24 protein-coding genes are annotated in these 18,856 nt (G+C 52.1%); 8 read left to right on the top strand and 16 right to left on the bottom strand.

The window, feature by feature from the left end; all coding sequences use genetic code 11:
• A complete protein-coding gene (locus H7B67_RS22265) occupies window positions 1-825 on the bottom strand; it encodes an SDR family oxidoreductase (RefSeq protein ID WP_185122062.1) in 825 nt (274 codons plus the stop codon).
• Window positions 826-955: 130 nt separating this feature from the next.
• Here H7B67_RS22265 and H7B67_RS22260 point away from each other — a divergent pair, with 130 nt between their 5' ends.
• Entirely contained in the window at window positions 956-1,561 is a 606-nt protein-coding gene (locus tag H7B67_RS22260; protein WP_185122061.1) for a TetR family transcriptional regulator, read from the top strand.
• A gap of 77 nt (window positions 1,562-1,638) precedes the next feature.
• Entirely contained in the window at window positions 1,639-1,803 is a 165-nt protein-coding gene (locus H7B67_RS22255; protein WP_185122060.1) for a hypothetical protein, read from the top strand.
• Between the two features lie 308 nt (window positions 1,804-2,111).
• Here H7B67_RS22255 and H7B67_RS22250 read toward each other — a convergent pair whose 3' ends face one another.
• Together H7B67_RS22250 and H7B67_RS22245 are read right to left on the bottom strand one after the other, a co-directional pair.
• Window positions 2,112-3,140, bottom strand: a complete 1,029-nt coding sequence (locus tag H7B67_RS22250) for an LLM class flavin-dependent oxidoreductase (protein WP_185122059.1) — start codon at window positions 3,138-3,140, stop codon at window positions 2,112-2,114.
• On the bottom strand, window positions 3,121-4,050 hold the full coding sequence (locus tag H7B67_RS22245; protein ID WP_185122058.1) for an alpha/beta hydrolase: 930 nt from the start codon (window positions 4,048-4,050) through the stop codon (window positions 3,121-3,123). Before H7B67_RS22245 ends, H7B67_RS22250 begins: the two co-directional genes overlap by 20 nt.
• A 167-nt stretch (window positions 4,051-4,217) precedes the next feature.
• On the opposite strand from H7B67_RS22245, the gene H7B67_RS22240 reads away from it, so the two are divergent.
• Window positions 4,218-4,694, top strand: coding sequence for an Lrp/AsnC family transcriptional regulator (locus H7B67_RS22240; protein WP_185122057.1), 477 nt, complete (start codon window positions 4,218-4,220; stop codon window positions 4,692-4,694).
• Between the two features lie 342 nt (window positions 4,695-5,036).
• Window positions 5,037-5,414: a hypothetical protein gene (locus H7B67_RS22235; protein ID WP_185122056.1), complete on the top strand. Its 378-nt coding sequence runs from the start codon at window positions 5,037-5,039 to the stop codon at window positions 5,412-5,414.
• A gap of 65 nt (window positions 5,415-5,479) precedes the next feature.
• Here the strand turns inward: H7B67_RS22235 and H7B67_RS22230 are convergent, their stop codons facing one another.
• The 4 genes from H7B67_RS22230 to H7B67_RS22220 form a co-directional block, all read right to left on the bottom strand.
• Window positions 5,480-6,514: a Cfr family 23S rRNA (adenine(2503)-C(8))-methyltransferase gene (locus H7B67_RS22230; protein ID WP_185122055.1), complete on the bottom strand. Its 1,035-nt coding sequence runs from the start codon at window positions 6,512-6,514 to the stop codon at window positions 5,480-5,482.
• 468 nt (window positions 6,515-6,982) lie between these two features.
• Window positions 6,983-7,681 (bottom strand): ankyrin repeat domain-containing protein, encoded by a 699-nt coding sequence (locus H7B67_RS22225; RefSeq protein ID WP_185122054.1) that lies wholly within the window; start codon window positions 7,679-7,681, stop codon window positions 6,983-6,985.
• A 179-nt stretch (window positions 7,682-7,860) separates the two neighbouring features.
• On the bottom strand, window positions 7,861-7,989 hold the full coding sequence (locus H7B67_RS31155) for a hypothetical protein (RefSeq protein WP_281067806.1): 129 nt from the start codon (window positions 7,987-7,989) through the stop codon (window positions 7,861-7,863).
• 55 nt (window positions 7,990-8,044) lie between these two features.
• A complete protein-coding gene (locus H7B67_RS22220; RefSeq protein ID WP_185122053.1) occupies window positions 8,045-8,947 on the bottom strand; it encodes a DMT family transporter in 903 nt (300 codons plus the stop codon).
• 98 nt (window positions 8,948-9,045) lie between these two features.
• On the opposite strand from H7B67_RS22220, the gene H7B67_RS22215 reads away from it, so the two are divergent.
• Window positions 9,046-9,930, top strand: coding sequence for a LysR family transcriptional regulator (locus tag H7B67_RS22215; protein ID WP_185122052.1), 885 nt, complete (start codon window positions 9,046-9,048; stop codon window positions 9,928-9,930).
• 146 nt (window positions 9,931-10,076) lie between these two features.
• Window positions 10,077-10,628: a DinB family protein gene (locus tag H7B67_RS22210; RefSeq protein WP_185122051.1), complete on the top strand. Its 552-nt coding sequence runs from the start codon at window positions 10,077-10,079 to the stop codon at window positions 10,626-10,628.
• 46 nt (window positions 10,629-10,674) lie between these two features.
• Here H7B67_RS22210 and H7B67_RS22205 read toward each other — a convergent pair whose 3' ends face one another.
• Together H7B67_RS22205 and H7B67_RS22200 are read right to left on the bottom strand one after the other, a co-directional pair.
• Window positions 10,675-12,372: a hypothetical protein gene (locus H7B67_RS22205; RefSeq protein WP_185122050.1), complete on the bottom strand. Its 1,698-nt coding sequence runs from the start codon at window positions 12,370-12,372 to the stop codon at window positions 10,675-10,677.
• 65 nt (window positions 12,373-12,437) lie between these two features.
• Entirely contained in the window at window positions 12,438-13,334 is an 897-nt protein-coding gene (locus H7B67_RS22200) for an aldo/keto reductase (protein WP_185122049.1), read from the bottom strand.
• Window positions 13,335-13,475: 141 nt separating this feature from the next.
• Here H7B67_RS22200 and H7B67_RS22195 point away from each other — a divergent pair, with 141 nt between their 5' ends.
• Entirely contained in the window at window positions 13,476-14,459 is a 984-nt protein-coding gene (locus tag H7B67_RS22195) for an L-lactate dehydrogenase (RefSeq protein ID WP_185122048.1), read from the top strand.
• Here H7B67_RS22195 and H7B67_RS22190 read toward each other — a convergent pair.
• From H7B67_RS22190 to H7B67_RS22170, 5 genes are all read right to left on the bottom strand, one after another.
• On the bottom strand, window positions 14,422-15,261 hold the full coding sequence (locus H7B67_RS22190) for a methyl-accepting chemotaxis protein (protein ID WP_185122047.1): 840 nt from the start codon (window positions 15,259-15,261) through the stop codon (window positions 14,422-14,424). The genes H7B67_RS22195 and H7B67_RS22190 overlap by 38 nt on opposite strands.
• Before the next feature lie 107 nt (window positions 15,262-15,368).
• Complete coding sequence (locus H7B67_RS22185) at window positions 15,369-15,941, bottom strand: AAA family ATPase (RefSeq protein WP_185122046.1); 573 nt, start codon at window positions 15,939-15,941, stop codon at window positions 15,369-15,371.
• A gap of 29 nt (window positions 15,942-15,970) precedes the next feature.
• Window positions 15,971-16,297 (bottom strand): YobA family protein, encoded by a 327-nt coding sequence (locus H7B67_RS22180; RefSeq protein WP_185122045.1) that lies wholly within the window; start codon window positions 16,295-16,297, stop codon window positions 15,971-15,973.
• A gap of 23 nt (window positions 16,298-16,320) precedes the next feature.
• Window positions 16,321-16,767, bottom strand: coding sequence for a GNAT family N-acetyltransferase (locus tag H7B67_RS22175; RefSeq protein ID WP_185122044.1), 447 nt, complete (start codon window positions 16,765-16,767; stop codon window positions 16,321-16,323).
• Window positions 16,764-16,973 carry a RidA family protein gene (locus tag H7B67_RS22170; protein ID WP_342592431.1) on the bottom strand — a complete coding sequence of 70 codons (210 nt, stop codon included), beginning with the start codon at window positions 16,971-16,973 and terminating at the stop codon, window positions 16,764-16,766. Before H7B67_RS22170 ends, H7B67_RS22175 begins: the two co-directional genes overlap by 4 nt.
• Before the next feature lie 357 nt (window positions 16,974-17,330).
• On the opposite strand from H7B67_RS22170, the gene H7B67_RS22165 reads away from it, so the two are divergent.
• Window positions 17,331-17,648 (top strand): hypothetical protein, encoded by a 318-nt coding sequence (locus tag H7B67_RS22165; protein WP_185122043.1) that lies wholly within the window; start codon window positions 17,331-17,333, stop codon window positions 17,646-17,648.
• 2 nt (window positions 17,649-17,650) lie between these two features.
• On the opposite strand, the gene H7B67_RS22160 is transcribed toward H7B67_RS22165, so the two are convergent.
• Entirely contained in the window at window positions 17,651-17,875 is a 225-nt protein-coding gene (locus tag H7B67_RS22160; RefSeq protein WP_185122042.1) for a hypothetical protein, read from the bottom strand.
• Between the two features lie 215 nt (window positions 17,876-18,090).
• On the bottom strand, window positions 18,091-18,852 hold the full coding sequence (locus tag H7B67_RS22155; protein ID WP_185122041.1) for an AAA family ATPase: 762 nt from the start codon (window positions 18,850-18,852) through the stop codon (window positions 18,091-18,093).
• Window positions 18,853-18,856: the final 4 nt, after the last annotated feature.

Genomic DNA, 18,856 nt, shown 5'->3' with positions numbered 1-18,856 from the left:
TTATTGCGGTCTCTTAAACAGGCCGGCGCTTTGAACGCGGGCGACGGTTCCGCCATCCACTCGGATGTCGGTGCCGGTAATATAAGAAGCGTCTTCGCCGACAAGGAAGGCGACGGCTCCCGCGATCTCGCTCGCTTCCCCTTCGCGGCCAAGCGGCGTGTTGTCGAGCAGCATTTGCATCGCCGCGCTTTGCTCCGCCTCTTGACGTCCCATCGGCGTGTTGATCGTTCCAGGCGAGACGGAGACGATTCGCGCTCCCTTCCGGCCCCAAGCCCAAGCTTGGTCCTCGACGATGACTTGAACGCCGATCTTCGAGATCGGATAGGACGCTTCCGGCTTCCCTTGCGTGAAGGCTTCGATACGGTCCAGGAAATCCGGAGCGAGCGGGTTCTTCAGCAATTCGACGAAAGCGTCGTTGCGCGGGGCGAAGAAAGCCGACATCGAGGAGATGCAGACGGCGACGGAGCCCGGAACAGCCAAAGGCAAGAACGCCTTAAGGATGAGTCCGGTTCCGACCATGTTCACTTCCATGATGCGGCGGCCATTGCTCATCGTCGGCGACAAGCCGGCGGTGTGGATGATCGCTCCCAGCTCGCCCAGCTTGGCTGCGGCGGCGGCAAGCTCTTCGACCTGCCGTTCGTTCGTGATGTCGACCGTCTGCGTCGAGACGGCGGTAATTCCTTCGGCCGCGAGCTCTTCCGCCGCTTGCTGAAGGCGCTCGTCGCTTACGTCCGCGAGAAGCAGCGTTCCTTGCTTGCCCAGCCGTCGGGCGATCGCCTTGCCCATTCCTCCGGATCCGCCGGTAATGACATATACTTTGCTCATGCGTTTTGCCTCCGTTACGATTCGTTTGTTATCATGAAGAGTACATTCCTAGCATAGGCTTGCGAATCCCAAGCTATCAAACGACAATCGCTTTGAAAATGTCCATTTTCATAAAGGAGGCGTAAGCTGTATGCCCGATGGCGAGAGAAATGCGATATCCGCGCGCTGGCTGATCACGGAGGCCTTCTCCGCTTTAATGGCCGTTCAACCCTTCGAGAAAATATCGGTACACGCGATCGTCCATAAGGCCGGCATCAGCAGATCGACGTTCTACCTGCATTTTCAGGATAAATACGATTTAATGGAGCAAATGACCGCGAAGATCGTCGGTGAGCTGCTCGGCATGTACGAGGGCAAGGTGAGCGGCGAACGCCAGAAAGAGATCATCGAAGACTACGGAGACAAGCTTCCGATCCCGGGCACGATCGCGATCTGCGAGCACTTTCGAACGTACGGCAGCTTCTACCGCAACCGATTCCGGGAACCTCGATTCCTAAGCTGGCTCTCCGAGGAATTACGGGTCCGGTTCCTGCGGATCTATCGGGACGAGGCTCGCGCCACTTTCGCAGCGGGAGGCACCATGGGATTCTACGGCCGCTGGATCGCGGACGGCATGCCCGGCTCCTCGCTCGAGATCGCTCGGCAGCTTTGCTCGATCGCCATGTTTTCCATGCACGATTCGAGTCTGATGAAGCCAACGTTGTCCGAGCAGGATCCGATGCCGGTGCCGTTCTGAACAGGGACGATCGCATGCATACTTTCCGCCTCGTTGGCGCATATTGACCGGGTAACCGGGAAGGATGTGGCAAACGAATGGATAGAAACGAATGGCCAAGCCAGGAAGACGATAACGGCTACCGGCCGGACATCACGAACTACGACTACGTATGGGGCAGCGATCAGGACGAATACGTGGAGCAGAACGAAGACTTCGTCAGGCCGGATCCTTTGGAGCTTCCGGATTTGGGTCAGGAGTAGGTTGGAGCAGAACTTAAATTGGCGGAAAAGATTAAAAAGACACTCGGCGAAGGCGAGGCCACTGAAAAAGTCCATTAAGATGAAAAGGTACAGATCCTGTTAGGAATGCAGATACAAGGGGAAATGGCGATATTTGCAGTGAATTTAAAGCGTATATTGAAACTGGCCAACTGACCAATGGGTCAAAATAGGCATAAAAATGCGACACCTTTCCGTAAATGCCGGAATAGGTGTCGCATTTTTTTAGCTAGTCGGTCAGTTATACCGAAAAACCATAAGTTCTTCAGTGGCCTCGTACAATACAGGAATCATCTTCTGTCTGCAGCCCCTATTCTCCTGGCAAGACGAGCTACAATTTCGTAAGATTTCAAACGGCTTTGATGGTTAAAAACGTTAGTATGAATGATCAATTCATCCGCATGCGTCTGTTCAAGGAAAAGTTCCAATTGCATTCGAACGGAATCAGGATTGCCTACAATCGTTGCGTTAGAAAACCGCTTCACTGCCTGTTTCTCATATTCATTCCAGAGATCATCCATATTGGCCGGCGGCTTCATTTGACCCGGAGTCCCCCGAACTAGTTCCAGAAACTGCTGCTCTAAGGTTGAAGCCAGCCATCGCGCCTCTTCGTCGGTATCTGCCGCCACTACATTGACTCCCAGCATCACGTAAGGACGCTCAATCTGTCTAATAGGTTTAAAAGCTTCTCGATAAGCTTGAATTGCGGGCATGGTGTTCTCGGGTGAGAAATGACTTGCAAAAGCAAACGGCAATCCAAGATTTCCGGCCAACACTGCACTATAATCACTCGACCCCAACAACCACAAAGGAATCTCGAGTCCCGTACCCGGAATCGCTTTGACTTGGCTGTCAGTAAGCATGAAATAAGATTGAAGTTCTTGAATTTGTTGCGGAAACGAGGCGTGATTTAAATTTCTACGCAGAGCTCTTGCCGTTTCAGGATCAGTCCCTGGAGCGCGGCCCAGACCCAGATCAATGCGGTTAGGGTACAAGGTTGCCAAAGTACCAAATTGTTCTGCGATAATGAGTGGTGAATGGTTCGGCAGCATAATTCCGCCGGAACCAACACGCAGGGTTGAAGTCCCTGCGGCAATGTGGCTAATAATAATGGATGTAGCTGAGCTTGCTATACCGGGCAGATTATGATGCTCAGCAACCCAATATCGGTTATAACCCCATTGTTCAACATGTTGAGCGAGATCTAGGCTGTTACGGAAGGAGTCTGCTGATGTCCCCCCTTGATAAATAGGTACCAAATCAAGAACAGATATCGGGACCGAATTCAGCCGCTTCAAGTCAGAACGATTCCGAAACATGGTATCCTCCTTTTTTTTCATGTTTCTCATACAATTCATTCATGAAGTTCCCGGCGCTGATGATCCCTTCTTTCGCTTCCTCCAAAGAGGAATAAAAACTCAGCCAGTTATGAAACATGGAAGGCCATGATCTGAAACGGATATCAACTCCTGCCAGTGCAGCCTGAGTAACAAACGTCAGAGATTCCCTCAGCATGAGTTCGGATTCACCGACCATTACGTAAATAGGCGGCAGTCCTCTTAAATCTCCATAAATCGGCGACGCATAAGGCACATTGGGCGAAACTCCGTTTAAATAATTGTCGGCCAACTGTACAAGAGCTTCTTTGGTATTAACCGGATCTACTCCCTCTTTGGTGGTATAGGTATCTCCTGTTTGTCCCAAATCAATCCATGGAGAAATCATGACCCCTCCCGCCGCCATAGGAGTCTTGGTATCCCTAATGTTCATCAATAAGGCTGCAGTTAAATTCCCTCCTGCCGAACCCCCGCCAATGATTATATTTTGGGGCTGATACCCTTGATTCAGTAACCAATCATAAGCTTTCAACGCATCTTCAATCGGAGCGGGAAACGGATGTTCCGGTGCCAGACGGTAATTTATAGACAAAACGCGTGCTTTTGCAGCTCTCCCCAGTTCACTGGATTCGATCCGATAGGAATCGATACTGCCATACATAAATCCTCCGCCGTGCAGGTATAGAAGCACGCGGTCTTCTTTAGACTCCGGAGAGATTTGCCATTCCCCTTCCATTCCATCAATGTCTACCTTCTCCGTAATCACATCGCTTGGTGTAGGAAGCAGGGCAAACATAGCTTCCACCCCTACCCTTAGTTCTTCTATGGTTGCCCCATGGCCTGGCAAATGATCCTTGAACAAACGATGGGCTTTCCGTAATGAGTCTTTCATAAACAATTCCCCACATCCATTCTCTATTGATACTTACTTGATTCATGCTTATTATAGGGATTAATACACCGCAGTTACATAGAGATGTATAGGCTTTTTGGGGTTATTCCAAATGAAAACTAGTTATTCTAATTATTTTACCTTTATTTCAAAGGAGCTCTCTTAACATGGATCAAGTAGATAAACAAATCCTTTTTCATCTTCAAAGCCAGGCAAGAATATCGATGACGGAATTAGGGAAATGTGTGGGGTTGTCTCAACCAGCTGTAACAGAAAGAGTAAAACGTATGGAGGAAAAGGGCGTTATAACTGGTTATAATACCATTATTTCTCCAGAGAAAATAGGAAAATGCTCAACGGCTTATATACTGTTTCGTACCCGCGACTGTCCTGGTTTTCTTGATTTTGTCCGCTCCTCTCCGTGTGTTACGGAGTGTCACCGAATCAGCGGTGAACATAATTTTTTATTAAAAGTAACAACCGATTCAACGCGTTCCCTTGAGGAATTTGGTAATCAATGCGACAAATATGGTATCTATACCATATTGATTGTCATGTCATCGCCAATTGATCATAAATTTCTTATCCAGTCTCTTGAGGAAACATGCAGTTATTCTGAACTTGTTCATCAAGAACAGCAATAAAGCCATGTTCTTGTCGAACTTCCATTTAAAGCGTCCTTGACGAGGGGACCAGTTTAAGTGGACCCAATGGCGAAGGCCGGGTGTCTTTTTAACGAAGCGTTGAAAGGTACGATTCCAATCCAATAATCGATTCACTCGGACTTCCTCCACCACATGGTAACGCTTAAACGACACCTATGCCATCCTTCGTCATTATTGCGACTTCTTTTTGCCGCTCCTTGTCCAACGCTTGATAGCTTCTTGTCGATTTCGGCGGTTCATCGAAATAGAGTTTTCCTACACCGCTCGATCCAATATAATGTCATTATCCTTTTTTTCGGCCTTCCATTGGGGGATCCTTTAATGACTAAGGATATAAAGCGCGACATAATCGCAATTTTCCTAGCTTTATTCATTATCGGCACGGTCGCATTAATAACGCATTTACCAGAAGCATTGGCATACAAGACCGCTCCGACCATGTCGCTGGACGACGCTGGCAAGCGTCTGGAACGGATAGTCTCGAACAACGGAACGTTTATAACCCGCTTCGACAGCCGCGCCCTTGAGCCTGACGTCTACGAAGCGTTGGCGCGGACGGTTATGGACTACGGGGCTTCGAATGATATTCGGTATGTCGCGGAATTAGTGGAAAACTATAATAAAGGCGGAAGCGTCGATCATTTACGCGAAGCATTGGCAATCGTGAACGACATTAAGCAGCGACAACATATGTTTTGAAAAACCCCGCCAATCCGGACAAGTCCGGATGAGCGGGGAATTCCGTTTATGCGACTACTCCGTCGTTATTCATCCGAACGATAAAGCTGTCCGCAAGCCGCATTGATGTCCGAGCCGAATTGCGTTCGGATCGTGACATGGATGTCCTTGGACTTCAAGACCCGTACGAATCTCCCGATATGGGCGGACTCGGAGGTTCGGTAACTTTCCGGAGTAACCTCGGTCGGATTGTAGGGGATCAAGGTTACATGATAAAGATGTTCTCCCGAACCCCTCCCTCGCAGCAAGTCGGCAATCGCCCCCGCATGTTCGAGGGAGTCATTGACTCCTTGGAGCAGGATATACGCGATGTACACCTTTCTCCCCGTCTGTCGGATGTGCGCATCCAACGCATTCATGACGTCGCGGATCGGGAACCGCTTATTGATCGGCATCAGCTCGCTTCTCTCATCATCGAACGGAGAATGCAGCGAGAAGGTTAGATTGATCTGCGGAAACTCTCGGGTCAGCTTCTCGATTCCCGGCAGCAAGCCGATCGTGGAGATCGTAAGCCGTCGGTGTCCTAAGCCGAATAGACCCGGATCGGTCAGAATGTTCAACGCATCGAAAAGGTTCGGGTTGGCGAGCGCCTCTCCCATTCCCATGAAGGAGACGCTGTCCAAGCTATGCCCATTCAGGTGAAAATACAGCAATTGGTCGGTTATTTCGTCGGCAGTCAAATTCCGCTTCAGGCCTAACGTGCCTGTCGCGCAGAACTTGCATCCGAACCCGCAACCGCATTGCGTGGAGATGCAGTAGGACTTCCACCCGCGTTCGTACTGAAGTCGTACGGCCTCCACTCGTTCATTGTCGCCCAAGGCGAACAGCACCTTATTGACCTGACTCGAAACGAGTTCCTTGACGGGTTCGATGCTGCAGGTCCGCGGGCCAAGCGTCCGAACCAGCTCTTCCCGCAAAGACTTGGGAAGCAGGGTCATTCGTTCGAATTCGCCGACTTTTTGTTTAAATATCGCATCCGTTATTTGCGTGTAGCGATACGATGGTTGCTTTAACTCGGTCAATAGGCTGCGAATCTTTTCGTATTTCGAGATTGGCTTCATGTCTTCTCCTTACCGCCGGAGAAAACGCGCTACGCTTAGAAAATCACGAGGCGAACCGCAAGCGGAATCGCTACGTGCATCTATCGATAGAAGGGTTACCCTCCGGCATCTTGTTTAAGTGAACCGCGTCAGTCGGCAGGAAGCGGTTCACCCGATCATCTACGACCTCTATTTTCAAATCGTTCATCTCCGTTTCTCGCAGGGATCAAAAAAAAACACAGGCTATCGGCCTGTGCATCCAGTAATCGAAATAGAAGACGTTCGAGATGTGGCTGCGCCCGTCCCCTTCGCCTATCGTTTAATTGGTTTCCGCGCAGGCAAACCATTCTTCGATTACGATGCACATAAAATAGCCATCCTCCGCTATTTCATTCCTTGTGCATAGAAAGATCGAAGAATTAGGTTTACACACGCAGCTCCTCCGTTCGTATCAAGTAAAGGAATGCTAACATACAAAGAATCGTTGTGTCAACTTATCGCGCCTGCATCCGCCAAGATCCGTTCGATATCCTTAAATCCTTTGTTCCTTGCATGCTGCAACGGCGTTACTCGGTCATGGTCGGGTAGGTTCACGTCCGCGCCATGTTGAATGAGCAGCCGCACCGTCTGCTGCTGAGCGGGGCCGCCGTCGTTCAGGATTATCGCTTCCAATAAGGCCGTCCAACCGAGGTTATTGACGTGATTGACATCGATTTGCGTCCGGGTTAGGAGTTCATGGACCACCTCGACATAGCCATGCTCGGAGGCGGGAATCAAGGCCGTTCCCCCATATCGGTTCGTAATGGCCGGATCCGCCCCGGCGTCTATCGTTAACCTCAAAATATCGAGATACCCTTCCGCGCCTGCATAAAGGAATGGCGTATTAAGCCTATGATCCTGAATGTTGACGTCCGCTCCGGCATCCAGCAGGACTTTGAGCGTTGCCGCATCGTTGTTGTAGGTCGCGATCATCGCCGGGGTTCTCCCCTTGGTGTCCTGCGAATTCACGTTGGCCCCTTCTTTCACTAGCTTGGTCACCGATTCAACATCTTTACGTTCGGCAGCTTGAAGCAAGGATTGGCTCATGGAAGGACCCTCCGTTCCGTTCTTTTGTTCTGGCCGTTCCTCTAATGCGCAGCCCTGTAAGAGGAACAGGCATGCTAGGAAGCCGATCAGCCATGTGCGCATATCGTTCATTCCTCTCTAGTTAGACGACTAAGTCCATCATAGTAGATACGGATAAACGAAAACGAAACGAAAGATTAATTTTTTCGAAACTTACGCGACGGCTTTCGAGAATAGCAAAAAGCCGCAGCCCGAACGCCTATCCGGCGTCCAGCCTGCGGGACCCGTTCCTTCAATCCTTGCTAGGCCTTCCTCTTCCTCCGCCAGCCGCTTCTCCCCTTCTTCCCTCCAACGAAACGAGAAACGACAAGCAGAAGCACTCCGATGGAGAGGAGCTGACCGATGATAATCGCCAAGCTATCGTAGTTCATTCGAGATCTCCCTTTCAGCCGAGGATTGTCCGATTCCTAAGCTTATTCGGGTTGGCTACGCCTTAGAACTTTCTTGAAGACGCCTCGGTCGCGCGTTCACGAGCAGGATGCTGACGACGATGAGCGCCATTCCGGCGAGCAGATTGAGGGTCAGTCTTTCGTTCAGGAAAAAGACGCTGCAGACGATGGAGACGACCGGGATGAGGAACGTGTACGATCCGACCTTCGACGCTTCGCCCGAGCCGATCAGCTTAAAGTAAACAAGCCAGCCAAGCGCGATGACGAAGACGGAGATGAAGAGCGTGTCGTAAAGGAAAGACCCGGTCCAGCGGATCTCCGACCAGTTCTCGACGGCCGAGCCGTACCCCGTCATGACGATGCCGCCTATCGTAATCTGCATGGCGGTCATCCAGAGCGAGTCTACCTTCGCCGCTTGTCGTTTGATGTAGACCGTTCCAAGAGCCCAGCTTAGCGCGGACGCGAGGGCGAGCAAGATACCGATGAAGGAGATTCCTCCCTCCAATCCTCCGATGCTCATTGCCGCTACTCCGGCGAAGCCGAGCAGCAGGCCGATCATTTTCCGCGTGTACATCCTCTCTCCCAGCCACATCCAGGCGAACAAGCCGAGCAGGACCGGCTGCAGGAATACGATGGCCGAGAACAAGCCGGCTGGCATGTATTGGAGGCCGACGGTTTGGAAGCCGTAGTAGAACACGATGCTGAGAATGGCCGAGAGCAGATAATACGGCCACGTCTCCCGAAGTCGGAGCTTTCTCCACCGCGGCAGCGCGATAACGATAAGCAAAGTCCCTCCGATCAGCGTCCGAAGGCCGGCGAACAGAAGCGGCGGCGTGAATTCCAAGGCGTATTTGGATAACGGCCAGTTGATTCCCCACATCAGGATCAAGAAGGCTAGATAGAAGACGGTTTGTTTACGGGACAATGCGGTTTCTGACATGAGAGGTCTCTCCTTGTTAAAGGGTCAACCCGAATGATACACTATTTTCTGACATGATGAAAATGAATGTTTCGTATAGGGGGCATAGCATTCACGTTATGACAAACACGCAGATCAAGCTGTTCGTCAAGATCGCGGAGACGGGCAGCTTCACGAAAGCGGGCCTCGAGCTGAACATGACGCAGCCGGCGGTCAGTCGAGCGATCTCCTCTCTGGAATCGGAGCTGGACATTCCGTTGCTCCTGCGCGATCGCCGCAGCGGAGTTCGGCTGACCGAGGCCGGCCAGCGGATTCTTGTGCTTTTCCGGGAGATTCTCGGCACCTTCGCTAAAGTCGATCAAGCCGTCGCCGACGAGAAGGGGCTGCAGGTCGGCACGATCCGCGTCGGGGCTTTTCCCGTGGCCGGCGCGCACTTCCTTCCCCCGATTATCGCCGCCATCGCCGAGAAGCATCCGGGCATCGAGTTCGAGCTGCACGAAGGGAACATCGACGAGCTGAGGAGCTGGCTGGAGACGAGGGTGATCGATATCGCGTTCCTGATTCCGCCGGATGACGATTGGGAGACGATCCCCCTCTATCGGGAGAAAATGTACGCCGTGATACGAGAGGACAATCCGCTTAGCCGCCTGTCCGTCATCCCCGTCAAACAGTTAGCCAGGGAGCCCTTCATTACGTGCAAGGCAGGATACGAGCCGCCGATCATCGACCTGTTCGAACGCGCGGGAGCTCCTTTTCAATCGAAGTATATCGTTCAGAGCGTCAGCATGGCTCTCCGGATGGCTGAAGAAGGCCTCGGTTATCCGATTCTGTCCGAGCTGGCTCTTAAGACGCTCCCGCCCAGGCTCGTCAAGAGCGAACTGGAGCCGGAAGCCTATCGCGACATTCGGCTTGCGGTGCCTTCTCTCCATGAAGCCTCCCATGCGGTCAAGCTGTTTATCCGGACAACGCTAAGCTTGTTTCCGCCGCAAGAAAGGAGGAGCTAATGTAATCGAGACATTTTTGAAAGACCAGCTGCAAAATACATTCAAACTTTAGCAAGAAGTATGACAGACAGTTGTCATACTTCTTTATTTATGATGGTATCCGAAACCCATTCAAATCCACTGCGAATTCAAAGGAGAAGATACGAATGACGAATCATCCGGTTGAAATGTATAAGTACCATGCTTGGGCCAACCAAACGATCCTGGGGAGAATCAAGGAGCTCCCTTCCTCCGTGCTCCGTCAAGAAGTGAACAGCTCTTTTCCCACCATCGCCCATGCCCTTAGTCATATCTATGCGGTCGAAAAGGCGTGGTACTTGGTGTTAACGGGCACGGAGATGCCGGAAGCGCTGCAGGAAACCTTCCCTCTTCACGAGAGCGTCCTGACTACCGTGGAGGAGTATGCGACTAACTTTGCGCAATTATCGGAGTTATATAGCGAATGGTTCCGAACCCAAACCGACCTGGAGCAAACGATCCTGCTAGACAATCCATACGCCGGAATCCGCCAAACGCGCTTATCGGAAATCGTCCTGCATGTCGTTAATCACGGATCCTACCATAGAGGGAACGTGTCTACCATGCTGCGCCAGTTGGGTCACGCTTCTACAATGAACGACTATGCGTTGTTTTGGTATCAGGAGCCTGTGGAAGCCGTCGGACTCCAAGAAGCTCGAGAAGCTCCTGTACCGAATTGAACAAATGGCGGAACCAGGAGAATTTCTCCCGGTTCCGCCATTATTCTTACGCCGACAACGGAATCGAATAAAACGTCCGCATGCCGTTCTCTTGCGCATACCAAATCACTTTATTGTCGACGACGATCGGCTGGCACTCGGAGAGCGCGAAGTTCTCGATCGATTGAACGTTGCCCGTCGGCTGCCCTTCCCCGTCCACGAGCACGTACTTCAGATCTCCCCGATTCTGCTGCGCATCGAACTCCTGCCACAGGACCATCAGCTTGTCGTCGTCGAGCTTCACCAGCTTGGGAATGGAAGCGTACTTGTCGGTTCCGATGTACTTGGCGATCGTCGTCTGACGGATGGCGCTTGTCGTCAGGTTGTTCCTTGGCACCGATACGAGAATCACGTCCCGTTGGTCCTTCTCCAGGCCTACCATATCGAACGAAGTATATTCGCTAACCTTCGAATGATCGATCGAATTCATGGCCACGAGGTAATCCGCCGACGACATCCCGAAGCCTCCGACCGACACGCCGGTCATGTTCGCCCCGATCGCGCCCGGAATATCGAATAGATCCAGCGTAACGTACGACGATCCGGTCCCCTTGCTTAGGACGATCGAGCGCGGATAGGCATCGCCATGATCGAGCAGGACATGCTCACTTCCGTCAAACAGCGCATATTGATCGAAGGAATGGCTCACGTGATTCTCCTGGAACCTGCCCAGATCGTTGGTCACCGTCATCGTCGACGTATCCACGAGGATCGTCAATTGGGATTGATGGTTCTTGCCGTCCTCCGTCGTGTACCGTTCGCGTGCCGTATGGAAAACAAGAGTATTCCCGCTCTCCGCCATTCTCCCCGAACCCGCGTCGAACGGAACCGTCGTAAAGCTCTCTCCTCCACGCACCGATACGCTGTCGATTCGAGCGAAATTCTTGTCGTAGCGGACAATCCGTATGACTTCCTTGTCGTCGTTCTCCTCCCGGTTCTCTTGGCCGTAGGCGACGTAATTGTACTTCTCTCCGCTGTAGAAGGCTCCGAATAAAGGAAGCTCGAGTTCCAGCTTCTTCTTGGCGAGGAGGCGGTAGCTAGCGTCGTATGTCTCGATAGTCAGCCCTTCATTGGCTTCAATGACGCTGACGGTGCCGTCCGCGTTGCGAATCAGGTTGGATTCGACCGGACTCTGCCATCTCGGATAGTCGGAGGAGACCCGATTGAAGTTCGCGTCGTAAGCCATTTCGGCGCGATAAGCGTTCTGCGGAGTTTGCGAGTAAAGATAAATCTCGTTGAACTCGCCCAGCTTCACGTCGAACGGAACGTTTGCCCCCAGATCCCTCAACTTGAAGTAAGTGCTTCCGTCGATGACATATGCGGTCATGGAGACCGCTTGTCCGTCGATCAGAATACGGGATGCGGAGGGCTTGGCTGAATAGGTACTGTAAGAGGAGTAATAAATGTCCTGGTCCGTCTCCGGCTTCTCGTAAGGTTCTCCCGTTACGAGCTCGACCGAGTTGCTGCCGCCGTTCCAAGTCACGTTGAATCGGCTTGTCGTGACCGAGAACATCTCGGCGATATCGCGAAGCCTGAAATAATTGTTTCCCGCGATAGTGAATCCGGTAGCATCCATGAATTGTCCATCCATGTAAATCCGATTGGAGGACACCTTCGCCGCGGCCGAATGATCGGCGGAAGCGGACGCTCCTTGAGCCGTCATCATCAAGACCAGCGCAAGGAGCAAAATCATCGTTTTTCTCATCGAAGTCTTCACCGTCCGAGTAGTTGTAAGAAAATCCCTCCTTTTATATCGGTTCGCATGCTAATTCACTTTACAACCGAATCCAACCTGCGCTTCGCTTCCGCATAAACATCCGCCGGAAGACGCCCTTTCTCCGCCACGCGTACGTTCTCGAGCAGATGCTCCGGCTTCATCGTGCCGACGATCGTCGTCGAGAGGTTCGGGTGACTGAGCGTAAACCTAAGAAGGAAGCCCGTCCGGGTCTCCCCTTCCTCCAGCAGCTCGTCCAGCTTCGCGGCATCCCACAGATGCCAGCGATCCTGCTGCCCCAAGCCAAGACCCGGTTCGCCTCGGCCGACGCCGCCGCGGATGATGATGCCGGCTCCTTTATCCGCCGCACGGTCGATCCACGTCTCATGATCCCGCTCCAGGGCCGAATAGGGAAGCTGGTACGTCTCGTAGTTGCCCGGTCCCGCGAGATGAGCTTCCAGGTTCGGCATGTACGAGGAGATCCCGATATGGCGCGCTTTGCCGGAAGCCTTAATCTCCTCCAGCACTTCCAGCAAGCCGCCTTCCTCTACTTGTGCCGCCGTCGGACCGTGAAGTTGAAGCAGATCGACGTAGTCGGTTCCCATACGTTTAAGGCTTGTCTCGATGTTATGAAGAAGGTTGTCCCGGGTCCATACGTGAGGAGTCTCGTCGTGATCTCCGCAATCGACAAGCGTGCAGCCGCACTTCGTCGCAAGCACGTACTCCTGCCGACGACCGCGGATGTACTTGCCGATCAGCTCTTCGCTTCGGCCGTAATCATACGATGTATCGATAAAATTAATTCCCGCATCCAACACGGCATGGAGAAGCTTGCCCGAATCCTCGTCCGAGATCGGTCGGCCGTTCCAAACTCGGGTCCCGCGAATCTCCATGGAACCGAATCCGAGTGCCGTGACCGAAAGGTTCGTCTTGCCTAACAACTTGCGCTCCATCTTTGTCTCCTCCTTAGCCCATTTTCTTTATTTTACCACAATGTTAGCATAATGTTTGTCCATCTTACATAACAGGTTCAAAGTCCCGAATTATCGCATATACATACAAGAAACAACATAAAGCGGACGGAGGATGTCAGCATGACAAGCAAAACGCGTAAAGTAGCGATCGTCGGCGTCGGATTCGTCGGTTCCAGCTGCGCGTACTCCCTGATCAATCAATCCATCTGCGACGAGATTATCCTGATCGATCGGACGTACGAACGAGCGTATGCCCAATCGCTCGACCTATCGCATTGCATGGACTTCACCCATACCCGAACGAAGATTCGCGTCGGGGAGCCATCGGATTGCAAGGATGCCGACATCGTCGTTCTCGCAGCCGGCGCCAACCCGGTTCCAGGCGGAACCAGGCTTGCCCTTCTGGAAAGCTCGCATGCGATTTATTCCTCGCTAATCCCCCGTATCATGCAATGCGGATTCGACGGAATCTTCGTGGTCGCGGCGAATCCGGTGGACGTGGTCACTTACCTTGTCTGGAAGCTGTCCAAATTGCCGAGATCGCGGGTGATCGGCACGGGAACCTCCATTGATTCCTCTAGGTTAAAGACGCTGCTGTCCGAATACATTCCCGTCGATCCGAGGAGCGTGCACGGCTATGTGCTGGGAGAACACGGGGACTCCCAATTCCCCGCCTGGTCGCATGTGACCATCGGGGGCAAGCCTCTACTCGATATTCTGGTCCAGCATCCGCAACGCTTCGGCCGGCTGAACCTGGACGAGATCGCGGCCAAAACTCGGGACGCCGGCTGGGAGATCCTTCAGCGCAAAGGCTCCACCCACTATGGAATCGCGAATGCCATCGCCCACATCGTCCGTTCCGTTCTGAATGACGATTATAAAATAACGGCCGTCTCCGCCATCTTGGATGGAGAATACGGACAGCGCGATATCTGCATCGGCGTCCCCGCCATTCTGTCGCGCGCGGGCATCACGGAACTTGTCGAGCTCAATTTAACGCAGCAAGAGCAGGAGCTCTTCCTGCGCTCCTGCTCTCTTATTCGGGAAGCCGCCGCTTCCTTGCCCGCTATACCTCTATCTTGTTCGACAGCATCTGCTGAATGAAGAGCTTCATCTTGCCGCTCGTCTCGTTCAAGTGCTCGATGCTGTTCATGAACTGCGTCACCAGCTCCGCTTGATCCTGGGATGCATGGGCGATCTGTCCGATCTCGGTCTCCATCTGCTCGATCGAGCTCTTGACGGAAGCGAGCATCCCTTCGATCTTGGTCGCCGCCTCCTTGCTGTCGTTGGACAGCTTGCGGACTTCCTTGGCGACGACGCCGAAGCCGGCTCCCGCTTCTCCGACCCGCGCCGCCTCGATCGCCGCATTCAGGCCCAGCAGGTTCGTCTGGGAAGATATCTCGCGGATCATCTGGGTAACGCTAGTAACGCTGGAAGAATTCTCGACGGCTTTCTTCGAGTTGCGCATGATTTCTTCCGCCGTCGCCATCAGTTCTTCCGAATGCGCCGCAACTTGCTGAACGCCGCTCAGCAGGTTGCTCGCGATCGCATCGGTCTCTTCCATCAACCGTTCGAGCGTCGCTTGCTTATCCATCGGATGATTGATGCTTAGGACTGCGACGACTTCGCCGTTCTCGTCCTTGACCGGAATAAAGATGACGTCGAACGGGACCCCGAACAACTCGGCCGGCATATGGGCGTAGTTCTTCTCAGTGCCGTTTTTCAAACTCTTGAAGTCGCGGGTGTCGTCATCCAGCGGATGTCCGGGCTTAAAACCCAATTTGATCTTTTCCGTATCTTCCCAATACAGAATCTTCTCCCGGTCGTAAATCGCAATCGATACTTCTTCCCGGAAAAGCTGCTTAACAAAAGGCATGCCTGCGATAAGCGCGTCTACGATGTTCATTTTTGTCATTCCCTCTCCGTCAATTAACTTGTTGTCTACAATATTTATCGGAAAAAGAAGAGCGGGAATGAATGACAATTTCATGAACGGGAGGGAGCTTGCGATATTTATCGCTGCATTTGCAATCGAAAACGCTCTCGGATCCTTCGCGCGACTTCATCGGGTTCCAGGTTCGTGTTGTTTATTCTAAGATAATTATCCTTGGAGACTTCTCCGGGGTACGAATTCAGCCGATGATTCTCGTGGGTGGCGATCAAATTCCTCTCCGACCGGGAAACGTCCCGTTTGGTAGGCTTATGCAGCAAGCGGTTCTCGGTGACGTTGCGCCGCAGCCGTTCCTCCAATTCCGCTTCAAGTTCCACGTAATAGACCGAGGCGCCTCTGGACTCGAACAAAGCCGAGATCTGCTCGACATAATCCCAATCCGACTGGAGATCGAACGCCCAAACGTAGGTAAAGATAAAGCCTTCCAACTCGCTCTTGGACACTTCCTCGAAAATCTCCTGACGGATAACGCCGACCAAACGTTGGCCCGAAGCCGTTCCGTAATCGAAAATAGGAGCCACGAAGTCGATCGACATATGATTATGAAACAGCTTATAGCCGGTTTGGCTTGCCAAGCTCTGTCCGACGGTCATTTTGCCGACGGCCTGCGGACCGAATAGAATGACGAAGTTCATTCTATCCCCCCCCCTTTTCTACCTAATCTCTACTTCACGACTTCAATCTTCAAAGCTTTCGCTTGCGCAGGAAAAGAATCATCGACTCCGCCTTTGACCCAATAGCGAACATATTGACCGACCTTAAGGCCGAATTTGCTTGTCTTTAGCCAGATGGCATTGCCCCGATAGGTGGAGTAGATGTCCCTCCATTTCTTGCCAAGCTCCGCCTCGGACACGTTATCCAGAATAAGGACTCTTCCATCCTTCTTCTCGAAGATATAGCCTACCCCATCCGCAGCCTTACCGTCTACCGAGTTGCACCCCGAGCTAATCAGCATCAAGCAGAGCAACAAACATCCAGCTAGAATTCTCATCCCGGCCGCACCTCCGACGAGGATTAAATCTCCCTCTTCATGTTGATGGCATAAGGCAAGAAACCGGCATTCCGCCAGAAGCTCTTGCCGGACAAGTTGGCATCCAGCACGTCAATCTCGATCGTCCGGATTCCTTGGAATCGCGTCTCCTTCAGCAGTTCGATCCCTTTTAATCCGTAACCTTTCTTGCGATAGCCGCGTCTGATAAAATACTGCCGGAGATACGCTTCCCTTCTGTCCGGATCATACGGATTGTTCTTGTAGAAATACAAGGCGTATCCGACGACCTCATCCTCGTTCGCCAGAAGATCCACCTTCCAGCCGGGGGTCCGGAGCCATTCGAGCATCCGCTGCCTGAGCTCCGCCAGATTCATCGGATTGGCGCTGCCTTCGTCCTCGATCAAGTGCTTGTTCATCTCGGCAAGTAGATCCAGGTCGTGCTCGGTTGCGCTTCTAAGATGCAGGTTCATCTTATTCGATCTCTTCCACCTGGAAGATTGAATCCACGATATTCGATTCCGAGCTTGCCCTTCGGGTTGCCGGCCGGACCTTTGCCCGAGACGAACATCAGCCCGTTTACGACGACGAAGTTGGCGTACTTGGCGACAGGCTCGCTCGCTTCGGGAAGCCGGATCCCGAGCTGCTTCAGGCGTTCTTCGATGGGAATCGTCGTCATAAGGAAGCCTCCCGTTTAGAAATAAGTTGCAGGCTATAGTCCTACGATTCATTATTTATGCAATTGCAACGGTTTGCCAATTGAAATATTCGATGGGGTTTGCTATACATAGAAAAACTCGATTTTATCGGAGGCCGTATGTTTGTAACGCGAGTTTCGACTTTCCTGGAGCAGAACGAATATAAGCTTAGTTACGAGGGCAGTGCCGACATCGAAGTCATTCATCAGATAGTCGCGAGCCATACCTTCACCGTGTCGCCTGGCGTAAATAAGAATCACGCTGATATATCGATTAGCTATTCGAACAAGATAACGTTAAATTTCTCCATAAGGGATTTGCACCAGGAGAAATCCCCGATGATCCAATCGATGAAAGCCAGCGTCGTGGAGGATACCTCTAGCGATGAGTACGATTATTGGGATTCGATCCCCCCATACGGCGTAGTGGAGGTGTACGAGGTTGAGCTGATCGATCGCGCCGGATCGGAAGAATCGGAGATTGAAGCACTATTCCGGCTCGTAAACAGTTATCTTATGAACACTTTCTTGATGTTTACCTATCGATCAAGCGAAATCACCAAGATCGAGAAGTACATTCAAGAAGACATCCAGTTTGCAAGAATGTATACTCACGAGGGAGAGTCCTGTTATAGGCTGAAAATGCTCGGGTGGTGACCCTAATCGATATCCGCGATTCTCCAATCGGCCCCGGGCTTCTTCCATTTAATAAAGACGTATTGGTTATTAAAGGACTCCCCCGTTAGAAAAGCATCTTCCGTGCGGACCACGGCCACATGCGAATAATTCTGTTCCTGAATATGGATTTCCTCCAACAGCTTAACGGTATGCAATCGATACTTCGGCAGGCCGCTGATCGGACTGAATTCATGAAACAATTTCATGTATTCCGTTTCGTTCTGCTCAAAGGAGTATTTGATTCTCTGATTGATCAGTCTGACGATGGCTTGCTCATCTCCGGAATAATCGTTCTCCTCTAAATATCGGGGACTCTCTCCGATTTGATCTTTTGGCGCATTTCTTGACCCGCATGCCGTTAAGAGCAGTAGCAGCGCCATGAGTACCAACCCTTTTCTCAAGCAATGCCCACGTCCTTCCGCTAGAAGTCCGATTCGTCTTCCTCGTCGAACAACGTTCGAAAGTATCTCTCCCTGTTGTTGAGGAAGTCTTTGGTTATCGTAAAATGCTCCGTCTCTTCGTAAGGAATCGCGCTGAGCGGTCCATCCCCGAAGTGGAAAATTTGCGCGCCCGGATACGACATCAGGATGGGGGAATGGGTTGCGATGATAAATTGGGCTTGCCCGCTTCTCTCCAGCTCCCAGATGATTCGCATGAAGACGAGCTGGTTCTGCGGGGACAATGCGGACTCGGGCTCATCCAACAGATAAATGCCCTTCCGGTCCATCCTATTCTTGAAGAAAGCCAGGAAAGCCTGCCCATGCGATTGCTCGTTTAACGATTTGCCGCCGTAGGAATCATAGGCGTGCAGTCCGATAAAGGGGTCCTTGGCCATCTCGTCTATGTAGCCGGCGAACGTATCGAACGTCTCCGCCCGGAAATAGAAGCCTTGACTGACTTTCGGCAGCCACGAAAGTCTCATGATATGGGAGAGGGAGGTATCGTCTTTCTCTTTCGTGATCGTAAGATCCCTTCCCCCGACGATGCTGAAGCCGCATAAATCCCCGATAGCCTCCAGCAGCGTCGATTTACCGGAGCCATTTTCCCCCGCAAAGAAAATGACATTCGATTCCAAGTCGACCCTCTCCAGACCTCGCAATGAAGGGATGTTATAGGGGAACCGCTTCCTCTCCCGCGACTCCAGCTTGGACCATTCGAACAACACGCTTCTCAAAAAGGGCAAACGA

This window comes from Cohnella thailandensis (assembly GCF_014212135.1).
Classification (GTDB): Bacteria; Bacillota; Bacilli; order Paenibacillales; family Paenibacillaceae; genus Cohnella; species Cohnella thailandensis.
This window is presented reverse-complemented; position numbering and strand designations above follow the sequence as displayed.

Coding starts and splice junctions, on each gene's coding strand:
- H7B67_RS22195 (WP_185122048.1), top strand. CDS start 13,476: ATGACAAGCAAAACGCGTAAAGTAGCGATCGTCGGCGTCGGATTCGTC.
- H7B67_RS22240 (WP_185122057.1), top strand. CDS start 4,218: ATGGATCAAGTAGATAAACAAATCCTTTTTCATCTTCAAAGCCAGGCA.
- H7B67_RS22230 (WP_185122055.1), bottom strand. CDS start 6,514: ATGAAGCCAATCTCGAAATACGAAAAGATTCGCAGCCTATTGACCGAG.
- H7B67_RS22260 (WP_185122061.1), top strand. CDS start 956: ATGCCCGATGGCGAGAGAAATGCGATATCCGCGCGCTGGCTGATCACG.
- H7B67_RS22185 (WP_185122046.1), bottom strand. CDS start 15,941: ATGAACTTCGTCATTCTATTCGGTCCGCAGGCCGTCGGCAAAATGACC.
- H7B67_RS22225 (WP_185122054.1), bottom strand. CDS start 7,681: ATGCGCACATGGCTGATCGGCTTCCTAGCATGCCTGTTCCTCTTACAG.
- H7B67_RS22175 (WP_185122044.1), bottom strand. CDS start 16,767: ATGAACCTGCATCTTAGAAGCGCAACCGAGCACGACCTGGATCTACTT.
- H7B67_RS22205 (WP_185122050.1), bottom strand. CDS start 12,372: ATGAGAAAAACGATGATTTTGCTCCTTGCGCTGGTCTTGATGATGACG.
- H7B67_RS22245 (WP_185122058.1), bottom strand. CDS start 4,050: ATGAAAGACTCATTACGGAAAGCCCATCGTTTGTTCAAGGATCATTTG.
- H7B67_RS22170 (WP_342592431.1), bottom strand. CDS start 16,973: ATGACGACGATTCCCATCGAAGAACGCCTGAAGCAGCTCGGGATCCGG.
- H7B67_RS22220 (WP_185122053.1), bottom strand. CDS start 8,947: ATGTCAGAAACCGCATTGTCCCGTAAACAAACCGTCTTCTATCTAGCC.
- H7B67_RS31155 (WP_281067806.1), bottom strand. CDS start 7,989: ATGAACTACGATAGCTTGGCGATTATCATCGGTCAGCTCCTCTCCATC.
- H7B67_RS22160 (WP_185122042.1), bottom strand. CDS start 17,875: ATGAAATTGTTTCATGAATTCAGTCCGATCAGCGGCCTGCCGAAGTAT.
- H7B67_RS22190 (WP_185122047.1), bottom strand. CDS start 15,261: ATGAACATCGTAGACGCGCTTATCGCAGGCATGCCTTTTGTTAAGCAG.
- H7B67_RS22215 (WP_185122052.1), top strand. CDS start 9,046: ATGACAAACACGCAGATCAAGCTGTTCGTCAAGATCGCGGAGACGGGC.
- H7B67_RS22200 (WP_185122049.1), bottom strand. CDS start 13,334: ATGGAGCGCAAGTTGTTAGGCAAGACGAACCTTTCGGTCACGGCACTC.
- H7B67_RS22180 (WP_185122045.1), bottom strand. CDS start 16,297: ATGAGAATTCTAGCTGGATGTTTGTTGCTCTGCTTGATGCTGATTAGC.
- H7B67_RS22255 (WP_185122060.1), top strand. CDS start 1,639: ATGGATAGAAACGAATGGCCAAGCCAGGAAGACGATAACGGCTACCGG.
- H7B67_RS22235 (WP_185122056.1), top strand. CDS start 5,037: ATGACTAAGGATATAAAGCGCGACATAATCGCAATTTTCCTAGCTTTA.
- H7B67_RS22165 (WP_185122043.1), top strand. CDS start 17,331: ATGATCCAATCGATGAAAGCCAGCGTCGTGGAGGATACCTCTAGCGAT.
- H7B67_RS22265 (WP_185122062.1), bottom strand. CDS start 825: ATGAGCAAAGTATATGTCATTACCGGCGGATCCGGAGGAATGGGCAAG.
- H7B67_RS22210 (WP_185122051.1), top strand. CDS start 10,077: ATGACGAATCATCCGGTTGAAATGTATAAGTACCATGCTTGGGCCAAC.
- H7B67_RS22250 (WP_185122059.1), bottom strand. CDS start 3,140: ATGTTTCGGAATCGTTCTGACTTGAAGCGGCTGAATTCGGTCCCGATA.